This is a genomic window from Mammaliicoccus sp. C-M13 (assembly GCF_022386845.1).
GTDB lineage: Bacteria > Bacillota > Bacilli > Staphylococcales > Staphylococcaceae > Mammaliicoccus > Mammaliicoccus lentus.
This window is the reverse complement of record NZ_JAJNHQ010000008.1, coordinates 85,785-100,508: the sequence shown is the minus strand read 5'-3', so window position 1 is coordinate 100,508 and position 14,724 is coordinate 85,785. Positions and strand designations below refer to the sequence as shown.

Sequence of the window (14,724 nt, the reverse complement as noted above, 5' to 3'; positions counted from 1 at the left end):
ATTATCTTTCCTTTCTTTTCACTTTAGTAATAAAGAATCCATCAGAATTATAATCTTGAGGGAGTAATTGTAACGTTTTCGTTTCTTGATTGGTTCTTGGGTCTATAAAAGTCGAGAATTCAAAGTCTTTATTAGCTTTTAAAAATGAATAAACAACGTTTTCATTTTCCATTTGTTCAATCGTACATGTTGAATAAACAAGTTCTCCACCAGGTGCTAAAGATTTACTTGCATTTTCTAAAATTTCCAATTGTAAATGCCATAATGCTTCTACATCTTTTGATGTTTTTTCATATTTGATTTCAGGTTTTCTTCTCATTACCCCAAACCCACTACATGGCGCATCAACTAAAATATAATCATAAGTTTGATTAAATGGTTGCGTAGCGTCATGAACATCAGTATTTACATTTTTAAGTCTTAATTTTTTAACATTAAAATCAATCAAATCGATTTTATGTGGATGAATATCATAAGCCTCAACTTTACCAGTTTGGTTAAGCATTTCAGCTATATGACACGTTTTTCCTCCAGGTGCACTACAAGCATCTAATACAGTACTACCTTCTTTAACATTCATTATTTCAGCTACGAACATTGAACTTTTATCTTGAACTGAAAGAAGTCCGTCTTTAAATAATCGATCGTTCACTATTGGTTCACCTTTAATGTGCAAACAACGTTCAATATCTTTATCTAATTCGACAGTATAACCGTTACTTTCCAATCTTTCAATAGCTTCTGAAACTGTAATTCTTGTCGTATTCACTCTTACCGTTGTATCAGGAGGCGTTAAACTTAATAAACACATTTCTTTTGTTTTTTCATAACCGAAATGAGTAATCCAATGTTTTGTTAACCATAGAGGCACACTAGCTTCAACTGATAACCTTTTGTCATCATGTTTAATTTCATCAAATGTTCTCAAAGGTGCTGCCATGAAACTTCTAAGTATAGCGTTTATAGCTTTACTATTATGCAGGTCACCACGGTTTTTTGCTATGTTTACAGCTTCGTTAATAATTGCATGATCTGGCACTTTATCTAAATAAACATATTGATATGCGCTCATGATTAATAAACGTTTCATCCAACCTTTTAATTTAGTTTGTATAAAAGGTTCTATTAAGTATTCCAAAGTGATTTTTCTTTGTATTGTTCCATATACAAGCTCAGTTAATAAGCCTATATCTTTTTTTGATACAGCTTCATTTTTAATTGCTTCATTAAGCTGTAGATTACTGTATGCTTCACCTGTTAGTACGTCGTCTAATATCGTTAAAGCAACATATCTTACATTATTATTCATCATATTAATTTTGTCCCATCAATTTTGGATTGTAATCCGCTTATATAATCACGTGTCTTTACACGTTTTTTACCTGCTAATTGTATTTCAGTTAAAGCAACACCATCTTCGGAACCAGTCGCAACAATAATTGCATCTTTAGTCGTTTCAATGATTTCACCTGGTTCACCTTTGACATTCTCAACAATTTCACTAAGCCATAGCTTTAAGTTTTTACCGTCCATAGTCGTATAAGCAACCGGCCAAGGTGATAATCCACGAATGTGATTGTGAATTGTTTGAGCATCTTTAGTCCAATCAATTCGTTCGTCTTCTCTAGAAATATTCGATGCAAATGTAGCTAAACTGTCGTCTTGAACAATGCTATCATTAGTACCATTAAAAATAGTAGGTAAAGTTCTCTTCAACAAGTCTGTCCCAAGTGTTGCTAGTTTATCGTGAACTTCTCCTACTGTGTCATTTTCAAGTATTTCAACTTCGTCTTGACTAATAATATTTCCTGCATCTAATTTTTCTGCCATGTACATAATCGTAATTCCTGTTTTTTTCTCTCCATTCATTACAGCATAATGAATTGGCGCACCACCTCTATATTTAGGTAACAATGAAGCATGCACATTGATTGCTTTATGTTTTGGCGCATCAAGCAAAGATTTAGGTAATAATTGGCCAAATGCAGCTGTCACGATTAAATCAGGTTTTAAGTTAATGATTTCTTCTAATTCAGAAGAATTATTCAGTTTTTCAGGTTGATATACAGGTATATTATGTTCTAATGCTACCTTTTTAACTGGCGGTGGTGTTAGTATCTTCTTTCTGCCAACAGGACGGTCTGGTTGTGTTACAACTGCAATTACATCATACTCTTGAATAAGCATCTCTAACACACCTGTAGAAAAATCAGGCGTACCCATAAAAACAATTTTACTCATCCTTATACATCTCCTCTAACTCTTCTTCACTAACTTCTCTCGTCATTTTATCTGTAAACAACTCACCATATAAATGATCAATCTCGTGTAAAATAATTCTCGCAATATCATCATATGCAGTTAATTCTACATCATTACCATTTAAATCTTTACTCTTAACAGTAATCATGACACTTCTTTCAACCTCACCATAAACACCCGGAACGCTGAGACAACCTTCTACATCTGTTTCAGTTTTTTCAGATTGTGTTAAAATAGTTGGGTTTATAAGCTGCAAAATACCATCTTGCTCCATATCAACAAGCGCAACTTTTAAATCAACACCAATTTGTGGCGCGGCAATTCCAACACCATCATTATCAAACATTGTATCTTCTAAATCAGCAATTAATTGCTTTATTGATTCATCAAAATTTACGACATCTTTAACTTCTCTATTTAAAATTGGATTGGGGGCAGTAACAAGTGGTTTTACAGCCATATCTATCGCTCCTTTATAAAAACTCATCGTATAATTATAACTTAAAACAAATAAAAAAGACAGCTATAACTGCCTTTTTAAAATTTTAAAAACACTTTATACAAATACCATTATGTATCTATTTGTAAATTGGTTTTATATTCTTCTATTATAGTTTTCTTAGATTGCTCGTCAGGTTCAAAATACCATATACCATCATCTTCTATTTGATTCATTCCATCTAATGACAATTTATCAATATGATTTGCACCTTTTTTATAGCTTTCATATAAATTTTTAAAATCTCCTGCCGAATAATTCGACTTAACATTTTTTTCGCTTGCTTTTAAAATTTTATTTAATGTTATAACATTTTTACTTTTCGTCACTTTTTGTGACACAGCTTCAATAACTTGTCTTTGCCTCGCTGTTCTACCTTCATCTCCACCAGCACCCTCTTGTTTCCTACTTCTAACATAATCAAGTGCTTGTTTGCCGTTAAGATTGGTTTTCTTTCCTTCTTTAAATGTTGACCCATTAAAAGAAAATGAAGCATTGCTTGTAACTTCTATACCATCAATAATGTCTATAATTTCTTCGAACCCATCCATATCAATTGTTATATAACCATCTATTGGTATGTCAAAATTATTCTTGATTGTATCTATTGCTGTCTTAGCGCCTCCATATGCATAGGCATGTGCTATTTTTTCGTTTCTATCTATATCATTAATATAAACGTTTGTATCTCTAGGTAATGTTAAAAGCTTTGTAGTTTCTTCTTTAGGATTAACTGATGCAATCAACATCGAATCAGTTCTTTGCCCTATATTTTCTTCGTCTCTTTTTTCATCAGTATCAACACCAAAAATTGCAATTGATAAAGGTTTTTTATTTTTAATTTTATCTACGGATTCTTTTTGTTCTTCTTTAGTGCCTATCTTTTCTTGAACATTAACATTGAATTGGTTCAGTCTTGATTTTACATAAATCGTTATTGTTGATCCTATAACCAAGATGATAAACAATGCTATGACAATTTTACCTTTTCTTGTTAATTTCATGTTTTCGCTCCCTATTTATCAGTTTCTAAATCTTTTTCCATATTTATCTTTTTAGTAGTAGCGAGTAATAGCCCGAAAGCAACACTGATACTTAAAAGAGAAGAACCTCCATAACTTAATAAAGGAAGTGTAACACCTGTTAAAGGTATTATTCCTGATATTCCAGCTAAATTAATGAATACTTGTAAAAATAAATAACTAACTACACCTATACAAATTATTTTGTAGTAATTATTTTTAGTCGTATTAGCGTATATAATCCCTTTAAATGTTATATACATATATAATGCTATAACTGCGATAACCCCTATTAAACCTGCTTCTTCAGCTAAAACTGAAAATATAAAATCTGTGTGTGGTTCAGGTAAATAACCTAATTTCATAATGCCGTTCCCCATACCTTGACCAGTAACGCCGCCATTACCAATTGCTAATAAAGAATTAGATAATTGATAACCTTCACCATTTTCATATTTAAATGGTTCCATGATTACTTTAATTCGATTCAATCTGTATGTATTTTTTGTATCAAATATTAATGTGTAAATTAAATAGATTACAAATGGCAGTGAAATCGAACTGAATAATTGAATTTTTACAATATTTTTTATATCTGAATACATTAAAATAAACAATATAATACCAATATTTAATATTGTGCCGCCTAAATCACCTTGAACTAAGATTAAAACTAAACCAAAACCTAGCATAAACAATGGGGGTAATAAAGTTTTAATGTTATATATCCTTGCTTGGGACATTTTTTTATCGATTATGTATGAAAGATATATGATAGAGGCTAACTTTAGAAACTCTGAAGATTGTATGCTGAAAAAACCTAAATTAAGCCAATTTTTAGAACCATTAATTTCACTTCCTAAAATCAAGGTAATAATAAGTAAAATGATGACACCGATAATAATAAATTGTTGAAATGCTTTCGCTTTTAAAGCATCAATGTCCACAAAATAAGCAATAAATAGAACAATTAAAGTACCTACAAATAAAAATATAGATTGCCTGACCATAAAATGATTACTATTAATTATATTTCCATTTGTTAATGAACCCATTCGTGCAGGAACCATACTTGCGCTGTAAATAAATATGATTCCTATAATTCCCAGTATTAAATAACAAAATAAAATACTTTTATCCACATTTTTATTTATTTTATTATAATTTTTAAATCTAATTTTATACACCCCACATTCTCAAACAATCGTAACTTTTTTTATTATGTTAGTCAAACATATTTTAGGATAACCTAAATATCATTATTGTTTTATTCAACAAATATATATTGAAATAAATAATGGAATTAAATAAAATTATTTCAAAATGCAAAAATACAATTTAGTTAAATTATTGCATGTTCTAACGACGAAAAAAATCAGAAAAAGAAAGTTCAGTAAAATCAGTTCGGACGACTGACGCTAACACTGAAAAAGGTAAGTTATTACGTAAAGGTGAAGAATTAATGATTTATACCAACTCTAAAATGCCTGAGCATGTTGGAAACAAATTAGCTTGTACGAGTTGTCATGCTCAAGGAGGAAATGGAAATGCTCTTTCTCTAGAAGGTGTCTCTAAAAAATACCCACAATACAGAGATCGTGAAGGTAGAGATGTTTCACTTAAAGAGCGAATTAATGGGTGTTTTGCTAGGAGTATGAATGGGAAACCTATCAAAGAAAATAGTGAGGAAATGAAAGCAATGGTAGCTTATTTAGATTTTATTAGTGAAGACATTAAAAAATCTGAAGCACCAGAGATAGAACAAGCAAAAAATATACCTGAACCTAATGTAGATAAAGGAAAAGAGGCATTCGATAGAAATAATTGTTTATCTTGTCATGGCAATGGTTCATCGAGTGCCTCATTTACAGGACCATCGTTATGGGGACCAGACTCATTTAATACTGGTGCAGGTATGAGTAGATTTTCAAAAATGTATGACTTCATTTATCATAATATGCCTTTTGGTGAAGAAGGAACGTTGAGCAAACAAGAAGCTTCAGACATAACTGCTTATATATTGACGCAAGATAGACCAGAGTTTGTAAATAAATCAAAAGAAAAATTTTATCCGAAAGGTGGAGAACCTGACGATAAAATTTCTGAAAAAGAAAGGGAACAAATATTAAATCATGATTATGATTGGCAGGAATTAGAAGAAGTAAGTTCTAAATAATTGATTTGATAATTCTATATAATAAAAAAGCCCCTTTATTAGGGGCTTTTTTATTACTTTTATGTTCACGAAATGAATATAATATTATTCATTATCATAGAGATTTATATTATTCATAATATTTTGCTTGTATATAAGTAAAATTGTAATTATTGTATAAATTTATTTCGATTGTTCAAATATATAATCTCCTACAATTTTTGATGCTTCGCCTTTTTCAATAGAACAAAACTTTTCATAAAAATTTTCAATCTTATTTTTATATTTTAATTTATGCTCATCTAATTTTTTTAATTCTTCTGCTAATTTAAATTCATCAGTTATAATTTCACCCGGCAATTCATTCATATAATCCATATAGAAGCCTCTTAAACCTTTATCGTATTTTTCTATATCATATGCGAAAAAGAATTGAGGACGTTTTAATATACCAAAGTCAAACATTACTGACGAGTAATCAGTAATAAGAGCATCAGTTATTAAATATAACTCGGAAACATCACTATAATTTGATACATCAATTGCAAAATCATCATATCCATTTAAATCTAATGAATTAGCAATTAAATAATGCATTCTTAATAAAATTACATATTCATCGCCAAGTTTTTCCTGTAAATTAGCTAAGTTAATTTTTAAATCAAATAAATATTGTCCTTTTTTTACGAATTCATCATCTCTCCATGTTGGAGCATACATAATCACTTTTTTATCTTCAGGTAAATTCAAATCTTTTTTAATTTGTTTAATATATTCTGTATCATTTTGTCTATTAACTAATACATCATTTCGTGGATAACCAATCTCCCAAGTTCTCTCTTCGTTCATCCAAAAAGCAGTTTTAAAAATATTCGTTGAATATCGATTTGGTGATATTAAGTAATCCCACCTAGAAGTTTCTTCGTAAAAATTCTTTTTATAATTTGCTGTAGTTGTATTAGGCATTCTAACTACTTTCATATCATTGGCTAATCTTTTTAACGGAGTACCATGCCATGTTTGAATGAATATTTGATTTTCTTTTTTATTTAAATAAAGTGGTAAGCGAGCATTAGTTACCCAGAATTTCGCTTTTGAATAGGCTTCATAGTATTCTTTTGAGCCCTTCTTCACTTTCATCGCATTTCCCATAATTACATTTTGATTGGGATTAGAAAATACCCAAATATAATTTAGTTGAGGATAATTTTTTTGCATATATTCATATATATATTTAGGACTATCGCTATAGTTTTTTCCACCAAAAGATTCAAAGACAATTGTATTAGAATCAACGCAGTCCTCTTTATCTGTTAGTTGATACTTAGAACGGTTTTTCATCTTATTATTCTGTATTATATTTTTAACGTGTCTAGAAACACCTCTTAAATTATTGATATATTTAGCATTTTCAACAGAATTCATGGTTAAAAATAGCACTTCAAGGTCATATAATAATTTCGCATCTTTAAGAAGATCCCATTTTAAAGCTTTAACAGCATCAACTAAAGGTTTTTCTAGAATTTTGTACCTTAAATCTATATCTTTTAATGATGGATCAAAACCATTTTTTATCTTTTGTTTCATTTTATTTATTAAGAATTTTTGTACTTTTTTATTATTTGTTCTATTCATTGAATCTAGAAAACTGTTAACGTAATCTTCAAAAGTTAAAATAAAATCTTGATCACTTAAAGTATTTCCATTAAACGGGTCGTACACTTCTCCTCTATAATAAAATGGAAAATCAAACAATCTCACAAATCTTTCAGCGTAGTTGATATACTCCAATACAAATGAAGCATCAGTATATATTTTCAAGCTTTCATTAAACCTTATATTATGTGCTTGAATAATTGTATTTTTAAATACAATATTACAAGCTGAATTTTTTCTTAAAAAAGAATTTGGATTTGATTTTTGTGTAAGATACTCTACTCTAACTTTATCTTTATTGACATATTGTGGTCTATTAATAGTAAATTTATGAATAGGAGCTATTAAACCATCTGTACCATTTATTTTAGAAAGATAATATTCAACTGAATAACTAGCTAATTGATCATCACCATCAAGAAACATTACATATTGTGTATCTACCTTGTCTAGAGCAATATTTCTTGCATAAGCATGCCCTTTATTGTTTTCATTTTTTATCAAGTTAATATTTTTATTAAAGCCTTTTATTTCTTCTTCTAATATTCTAGTAGATGAATCTGTGGATCCATCATCAACGATGATTAAATCAAAATTTTGGTTCCTTTGTTTCTTTATACTATTTATACAATCTTTTATGTGTTCTTCATTATTATAATAAGTAATAATAATTGTTAATTTATTCAATGTTTTACTCTCCTTTATTACATTGATTAATAATTTAATTCATCTACTAATTCTTTGTAATTTCTTATTGCAGAATCTAAACTGAATCTACCGCTCAATTTTACATCTTTCATTGGTTTATATCTAGCATTTTCCATTGCTTTTGCCATATCATTAATATTATCTTGTTCAACTAATATACCATTTTTATAATTATCTATTAACTCACTAGAACCATATCTAATATTATAAGATAATACAGGACAACCATTATTTATACTTTCCATAACCGTTAACCCAAAACCTTCGAATTTACTAGTTAATATAGATGCAATTGATTTTTCAAAAACTTGTGCTGGATTGCTAGTATATCCTTTAAATTCAATATAATTAGTTAAATCTAACTCTTTAACTAATTCAGATAACCTATTTAACTCTCCATCTTCATCTTTTCCATATATAAGCAACTTAGAATTGTTACCTTTTTCGATATATATTTTAAATGCTTTTATTATATGATCAATCTGTTTTTCTTTTGAAATTCTGCCTACGTAACAAAATTGATTAGATTTTTCAAAAGTTTTTTCAGTGTTTAATGTTTCTACAAAATGAGGTATTACTTTAATTTTATCATCATTAATATCAAACTCTGACTGTATATCATTCTTCTGATAATCTGTTAAAACAATATATTTGCTAATTTTATCACTATTATTTAGAGCTAATTTATATGAATTTCTAGTACCATTTTCCACAAAATGAGTGCTGTGAAAAACTAAAACTCTTTTCAATTTTTTATTACAATCTATAAGAGGTTTATCCAATAATCTTGCATCATTAAAAACTATTGAATTCTCTTCCAAAACATTATTGAAATAGAATGTGAACATTTCTTTTTCAGTTTTAAAAAATTTAATTGGAACATGATTTTCATACAGAATAATGTACAATAATTTATTCTTATTTATATCAGAAAAATGTTTTTTTAAATATAATTCACCGTTTTTATTATAATATTCTTCGTATAATTTAGAATAATTATACGAAGAATAATTTGTAATTCGATGTAAAACACCGTTTCTTGTATACTCTCTTCTTTCCAACTTCTTTTTAGATATTGGAGACATAAAATCTTCAAACATTAACACTTTTGATCCTTCATAGAATTGTCTATATAAAACATACTCATTTCCTTTATAATACCTAACAATATTATTATCAATTTTTGACTCTAAACCAGATATTTCGATAGAAGTCTGTTTAGGACTTTTAGAAAATAGTGAAGTTTTATTATGTTTTTCTAATAAATTATTTCCAGATAACCATTCATAAAGATTTCTAATGATTAAATTATTGCTAATAATATTTCTTTTTTTAAAATCTTCATATACGTTCAAATAATCAGGATTATAATTCGTTGTATGAATAATAGTAGATTCATTTAACTTTTCTTCTAAAAATTTTATTCTATATAATAACGATTTTGTTCTACCTCCGTGTATTGGTGGTAATGTCGATGTTATAGTGTGTAACAAAAAAAGTCCCCCTTTGATTTATATAATTAAGTATTATATTATTTTACCCTTTTTTATTATAAAAAATCCTCACTCTCAAAGAGTGAGGATTTATCTCAATTCAAATAATAATTATTAAACTATAACTTTTATTATTTCATACTTATTTATATAGTTCAATAATTTAATCGAAATTATTTTTAATGAAGTTATAATTAAACAAGCATTCTACATCATCATTTGCGGATTTATATCAATCTCTAATGATAGTTTATCTTTCATGTATTGTTCGTGATAGTAGTCATCTAAGTATTGCAGTGCTGTAAGTAGCCCTGGTTCGCTTTTAAATTTAATAAGTATTTGGAATCTATGTTGGTTGTTAATACGTGATAACGGACTTGGTGAAGGACCCAACACAAATGATTGTGGCGTCACATGTTGTACTAAAATATCATGTATATGTTTCGATGCTTTTAATACTTTTCTTTTATCGAAATGACTAATGGTCAAGTTAACAAGGAAGTAATATGGTGGATATCTTCCTACTTGTCTGAATTTCATTTCTTTTTCATAAAAAGATAAGTAATCATTTTTAGTTACGTCTAGAATAGCGTAATGTTCTGGATTATACGTTTGTATCATTACTTCTCCAGTCTTCTCATGTCTTCCTGCACGCCCTGCTACTTGTGTTAAGAGTTGGAATGTTTTTTCGCTTGATCTAAAATCAGGCAAGTTCAACATTGTATCTGCATTTAGAACTCCGACTAATGTTATATTTTCAAAGTCTAATCCTTTAGCAATCATCTGTGTTCCTAATAATATATTTGCTTCTTGATTTCCAAATGCATTTAACAGTCGCTCATGGGCGCCTTTTTTAGACGTAGTATCTACGTCCATTCGAATAACTTTGGCATCATCGAATGTTTCATATATAAGTTCTTCAACCTTTTGTGTACCCACACCCATTTGTCTAATATGTTCACTACCACAACTTGGACAAGTCGGTGGCATCGGTTCACTATATCCGCAATAATGACATTTTAAATCATCTGTTGTTTTATGATAAGTTAATGAAATATCACAATTTGGACATTGCGGTACATGTCCACAATCTCTACATAATACAAATGACGAATGACCTCTTCTGTTTAAGAACAATACGATTTGTTCATTTTTATTGATTCTATCTTGAATCGCTCTTGTTAATGGTTCAGAGAACATTGAACGGTTCCCTGCTTGAAGTTCTTCTCTCATATCCACTAACGCTATTTCAGGCATTTTTTGCAAATTCACTCTGTCTGGTAATCCTAAATAATGATAAACACCTTTTTCTGCGCGTGCAAATGTTTCTAAACTTGGCGTTGCTGAGCCTAGCACAACAGGACAATTATGATATTCACTTCTCCATATGGCAATTTCACGGGCATGATATCTTGGATAATCTTCTTGTTTATATGTCGATTCATGTTCTTCGTCAATTATAATAAGACCTAAATTTTCAAATGGTGCAAAGACACTTGATCTAGCACCGACTGAAACGCTCGCCTTACCATCTCTAATTTTTTGCCACTCATCATACTTTTCGCCTTTTGATAAGCCTGAATGAAGAACTGCAACTTCATCACCAAATCTCGCTTTGAATCTATTAACCATTTGTGGCGTCAATGCAATTTCAGGAACAAGCATTATTGCTTGTTCACCTCGATTAAGGACGTTTTCTATCGTTTGTAAATACACTTCAGTTTTACCTGAACCTGTGACACCGTGTAATAGAAATGTCTTTGATTCTTCATTTGAAACTGATTTATCTATATTTTCGAAAGCTGATTGCTGTGCTTCAGTAAGTTCTTTATTATTTTCTTTTTCGAATATTCTATTCTCATACGGATCACGATTAACGACCGCTTCATATTTTTCCAATACTTGATTTTTCACAAGTGTTTGAATACTAGAATTTGAAAATCCTTCTTCTTTTAATGTTCTTAACAACACATCCTCATGACGATGCTCTATCAAATAATTTAACACATCTAATTGTTTTTCCTTTTTACTAATAGCTTCCAATATTTCATCTAATCTATCAGTCGGTATAATCCGTACACATGTTGCATATTTACGCGTTAATTGTTGACCTACAATCGTATCTTTAGACAATATTTCTTTATCTACAAAATGTTCAAGCTCTGAAACAATTTGTAGTTTCTGAGCTTGATCAAAAGTTAAAATACCTTCTTTATTGAAGGTATTTAACAATTCTGCCGGTAAAGGTTCTGGGTCATTTACTTGATAAACTTTTTGGTATTTTGCTTTCACAGCGCTTGGCAACATGATTTCTAGAGCGGATATACGTTTAACTAAATGAAAATTCGCCATCCATTCACTTAACTTAATCAATTCAGATGTAAGTTCTGGTTTAAAATCTTTAACTCTTATTATTGATTTTAATTTAGAGGCATCTATATCACTAGATAAATGTTCACTAATGTCGATAACAAAGCCTTGGATTTTTCTTGAACCAAATGGCACTTCTACACGCACACCAACTTTAACGATTTCTTCAATGTCTTGTGGTATTTTGTAATCGAACGTTTTATCTACATTTTTAGAAGGTATATCTACTACTACATGAGCTATCAAGAATTCCACCTACTTGCAATTTCGTTTAAAATTTTAAATGCTATTTTTTGTTTGGATTCTTTTTTAAATGGTACTCTATCTCCATTAGCAAAGAACATTTCAACTTCGTTATCAGAAGATTTAAATCCAATTTCCTGATTTGCAACATGATTAGAAATAATCACATCTGCATTTTTCTTTTTTAATTTACCCATAGCATATTTTTCTACATTGTCAGTTTCCGCTGCAAAACCAACTAAATATTGATTTTGTTTATGTTCACCTAAATATTTTAAAATATCTGTCGTTCGTTTAAAGACTAATTCAAGGTCGCCATCTTGCTTTTTCATTTTCTTATCTGATGTTTCAACTGGAGTATAGTCAGCTACAGCTGCAGCTTTAATAATCATATCCATATTATCTTTGTACTGTTTCACAGCTTGAAACATATCTTCTGCACTTGTAATTTGGACGTATTCCACACCTTTAGGCTGAGACAATTGAGTTTCTCCACTTACTAATATAACTTCGGCACCTAGGTCTCTTGCTGCTTCAGCCAGTGCATAACCCATCTTTCCACTAGAGCGATTTGTAAAGTATCTTACTGCGTCAACTTTTTCTATAGTCGGACCTGCAGTTATCAAAACTTTTTTGCCTTGTAATGAAAAAGTTTGAAGGTTTAAATTTTCTTTAAAATAATCATCAATAATCGTTAATATTGTAATCGGTTCTTCCATTCTTCCTTTGGCTACATAACCACATGCTAAATATCCTTCTCCAGGTGCAATAAATTTATAACCATACTCTCTTAATTTAGCCATGTTCGCTACTATAGAAGGATGTTCCAACATATGAACATTCATCGCTGGTGCGATAAATACAGGCGCTGTAGTCGCTAGTAATGTAGATGTGACCATATTATCTGCTAACCCATTTGCCAACTTACTAATAGTATTTGCGGTAGCAGGCGCAACAATAACAGCATCAGCCCAATCTGCTATAGTAATATGTTGTATTTCACTAACATCTTTTTCGTCAAAAGTATCTGTATAAACATGATTACGGCTGATTGCTTGGAAAGCTAGAGGAGTAACAAATTGTTGGGCATTTTCAGTTAACATCACTCTCACTACGTATCCGTTTTGTGTTAATTTACTTGTTAAATCAATCGCTTTATAGGCAGCTATGCCACCAGTAACAGCTAGAAGTATATTCTTCATTTGTGTACGCCTCCAAATTACAATTATTATTAACACTTATTATACATTCTTTAATTTATACTGTCATGAATTCAATCTATATATTAAATTGAAAAAAGTATGTTATAAGCGCATTTCCAGTCCAATCAGCTACTGTATATATAATAAACAAGGCTGAGACATAATAATGTCCCAGCCTGCTGATATTATGGAGATATTAATCTTGTAGTTTAGCTTGTACTTTATGAGCTGCAATCTCTTCAAGTGCTTGTCCTACATTTTTAAGAGAACGATACTCATCTAATAATAAACTATCAGGATATTCTTGAAGTTCACGTGCTCTCTTTGCAGCTGTTGTTACGATTAAATATTTAGAGTTAATACTATCTTTAAGTTCATTTTGTGCTGGATATAACATTATTTTTTTGCCTCCAATATCATTTTTCTATATCTAGCTTCTACACGTTCTCTTTTCAAATGTTCAGCTTCAACAATTGATTGAATACGTGCTTTCGCTAATTCTACTTCGTCGTTCACGACAACATAATCGTAAAGATTCATCATTTCTACTTCTTTACGGGCTTCAGTAATACGATTTTGAATAATTTCATTCGATTCTGTGCCTCTACCAACAAGTCTTTCTTTTAAATGCTCTAAACTTGGTGGAGCTAAGAATATAAATAAAGCTTCAGGAAACTTCTTTCTAACTTGTTTAGCGCCTTCCACTTCAATTTCTAAAAATACATCATATCCGTTATCCATTGTATCCCTTACATATTGTACAGGTGTACCATAATAATTACCTACATATTCAGCATACTCTATAAATTGATCATCGGCAATTAAAGCTTCAAATTCTTCTCTTGATTTAAAGAAATAATCTACGCCATCAGTTTCACCTGGACGCATATTCCTTGTAGTCATTGAGATAGAATATTTAAAATCGGTACTAGGATCATCAAAGATTGATTTTCTTACTGTTCCTTTTCCGACACCAGACGGACCTGAGAGAACAATCAGTAACCCTTTTTCTATGTTCATGTCAAACGACCTTTCCTAATGAATACTAACGATTTATCATCATTTTGTTTTTTATATCTTACCATACTTCAATTCTGTATGGCTAGAGAGGTTG

The 14,724-nt window shown here is 29.9% G+C and carries 12 protein-coding genes; 1 reads left to right on the top strand and 11 read right to left on the bottom strand.

Annotated elements, in window-relative coordinates:
• Position 1 precedes the first annotated feature (1 nt).
• The 5 genes from rsmB to LQ615_RS07880 all read right to left on the bottom strand — a co-directional run bounded on the left by rsmB (position 2) and on the right by LQ615_RS07880 (position 4,925).
• On the bottom strand, positions 2-1,312 hold the full coding sequence (rsmB, locus tag LQ615_RS07900; RefSeq protein WP_239703857.1) for a 16S rRNA (cytosine(967)-C(5))-methyltransferase RsmB: 1,311 nt from the start codon (positions 1,310-1,312) through the stop codon (positions 2-4).
• Positions 1,309-2,241, bottom strand: a complete 933-nt coding sequence (fmt, locus tag LQ615_RS07895; RefSeq protein WP_135020923.1) for a methionyl-tRNA formyltransferase — start codon at positions 2,239-2,241, stop codon at positions 1,309-1,311. Before fmt ends, rsmB begins: the two co-directional genes overlap by 4 nt.
• The gene (def, locus tag LQ615_RS07890) at positions 2,234-2,722 is read right to left on the bottom strand and encodes a peptide deformylase (RefSeq protein WP_017000140.1); all 489 of its coding nucleotides are present in this window, start codon (positions 2,720-2,722) and stop codon (positions 2,234-2,236) included. Before def ends, fmt begins: the two co-directional genes overlap by 8 nt.
• A 110-nt stretch (positions 2,723-2,832) precedes the next feature.
• A complete protein-coding gene (locus LQ615_RS07885; protein WP_135020921.1) occupies positions 2,833-3,765 on the bottom strand; it encodes an LCP family protein in 933 nt (310 codons plus the stop codon).
• Between the two features lie 11 nt (positions 3,766-3,776).
• Complete coding sequence (locus LQ615_RS07880) at positions 3,777-4,925, bottom strand: FtsW/RodA/SpoVE family cell cycle protein (protein WP_319024775.1); 1,149 nt, start codon at positions 4,923-4,925, stop codon at positions 3,777-3,779.
• Positions 4,926-5,245: 320 nt separating this feature from the next.
• Between LQ615_RS07880 and LQ615_RS07875 the strand changes: the two genes are divergently transcribed.
• Positions 5,246-5,959, top strand: coding sequence for a c-type cytochrome (locus LQ615_RS07875; protein ID WP_135020919.1), 714 nt, complete (start codon positions 5,246-5,248; stop codon positions 5,957-5,959).
• 162 nt (positions 5,960-6,121) lie between these two features.
• On the opposite strand, the gene LQ615_RS07870 is transcribed toward LQ615_RS07875, so the two are convergent.
• The 6 genes from LQ615_RS07870 to gmk all read right to left on the bottom strand — a co-directional run bounded on the left by LQ615_RS07870 (position 6,122) and on the right by gmk (position 14,630).
• Positions 6,122-8,281 carry a bifunctional glycosyltransferase/CDP-glycerol:glycerophosphate glycerophosphotransferase gene (locus LQ615_RS07870; RefSeq protein ID WP_135020918.1) on the bottom strand — a complete coding sequence of 720 codons (2,160 nt, stop codon included), beginning with the start codon at positions 8,279-8,281 and terminating at the stop codon, positions 6,122-6,124.
• 26 nt (positions 8,282-8,307) lie between these two features.
• Positions 8,308-9,795, bottom strand: coding sequence for a glycosyltransferase (locus tag LQ615_RS07865; protein ID WP_239703858.1), 1,488 nt, complete (start codon positions 9,793-9,795; stop codon positions 8,308-8,310).
• 207 nt (positions 9,796-10,002) lie between these two features.
• Positions 10,003-12,411, bottom strand: coding sequence for a primosomal protein N' (gene priA, locus LQ615_RS07860; RefSeq protein WP_135020914.1), 2,409 nt, complete (start codon positions 12,409-12,411; stop codon positions 10,003-10,005).
• Complete coding sequence (coaBC, locus tag LQ615_RS07855) at positions 12,408-13,610, bottom strand: bifunctional phosphopantothenoylcysteine decarboxylase/phosphopantothenate--cysteine ligase CoaBC (RefSeq protein WP_070045131.1); 1,203 nt, start codon at positions 13,608-13,610, stop codon at positions 12,408-12,410. The genes priA and coaBC overlap by 4 nt, the downstream gene beginning before the upstream one ends.
• A gap of 196 nt (positions 13,611-13,806) precedes the next feature.
• The gene (rpoZ, locus tag LQ615_RS07850) at positions 13,807-14,007 is read right to left on the bottom strand and encodes a DNA-directed RNA polymerase subunit omega (protein WP_017000158.1); all 201 of its coding nucleotides are present in this window, start codon (positions 14,005-14,007) and stop codon (positions 13,807-13,809) included.
• Entirely contained in the window at positions 14,007-14,630 is a 624-nt protein-coding gene (gene gmk, locus LQ615_RS07845) for a guanylate kinase (protein WP_017000160.1), read from the bottom strand. Before gmk ends, rpoZ begins: the two co-directional genes overlap by 1 nt.
• Positions 14,631-14,724: the final 94 nt, after the last annotated feature.

Excerpts from the sequence above, each read along its gene's own strand:
- rsmB (WP_239703857.1), bottom strand. The coding sequence starts at position 1,312 with ATGATGAATAATAATGTAAGATATGTTGCTTTAACGATATTAGACGAC.
- fmt (WP_135020923.1), bottom strand. The coding sequence starts at position 2,241 with ATGAGTAAAATTGTTTTTATGGGTACGCCTGATTTTTCTACAGGTGTG.
- def (WP_017000140.1), bottom strand. The coding sequence starts at position 2,722 with ATGGCTGTAAAACCACTTGTTACTGCCCCCAATCCAATTTTAAATAGA.
- LQ615_RS07885 (WP_135020921.1), bottom strand. The coding sequence starts at position 3,765 with ATGAAATTAACAAGAAAAGGTAAAATTGTCATAGCATTGTTTATCATC.
- LQ615_RS07875 (WP_135020919.1), top strand. The coding sequence starts at position 5,246 with ATGATTTATACCAACTCTAAAATGCCTGAGCATGTTGGAAACAAATTA.
- coaBC (WP_070045131.1), bottom strand. The coding sequence starts at position 13,610 with ATGAAGAATATACTTCTAGCTGTTACTGGTGGCATAGCTGCCTATAAA.
- rpoZ (WP_017000158.1), bottom strand. The coding sequence starts at position 14,007 with ATGTTATATCCAGCACAAAATGAACTTAAAGATAGTATTAACTCTAAA.
- gmk (WP_017000160.1), bottom strand. The coding sequence starts at position 14,630 with ATGAACATAGAAAAAGGGTTACTGATTGTTCTCTCAGGTCCGTCTGGT.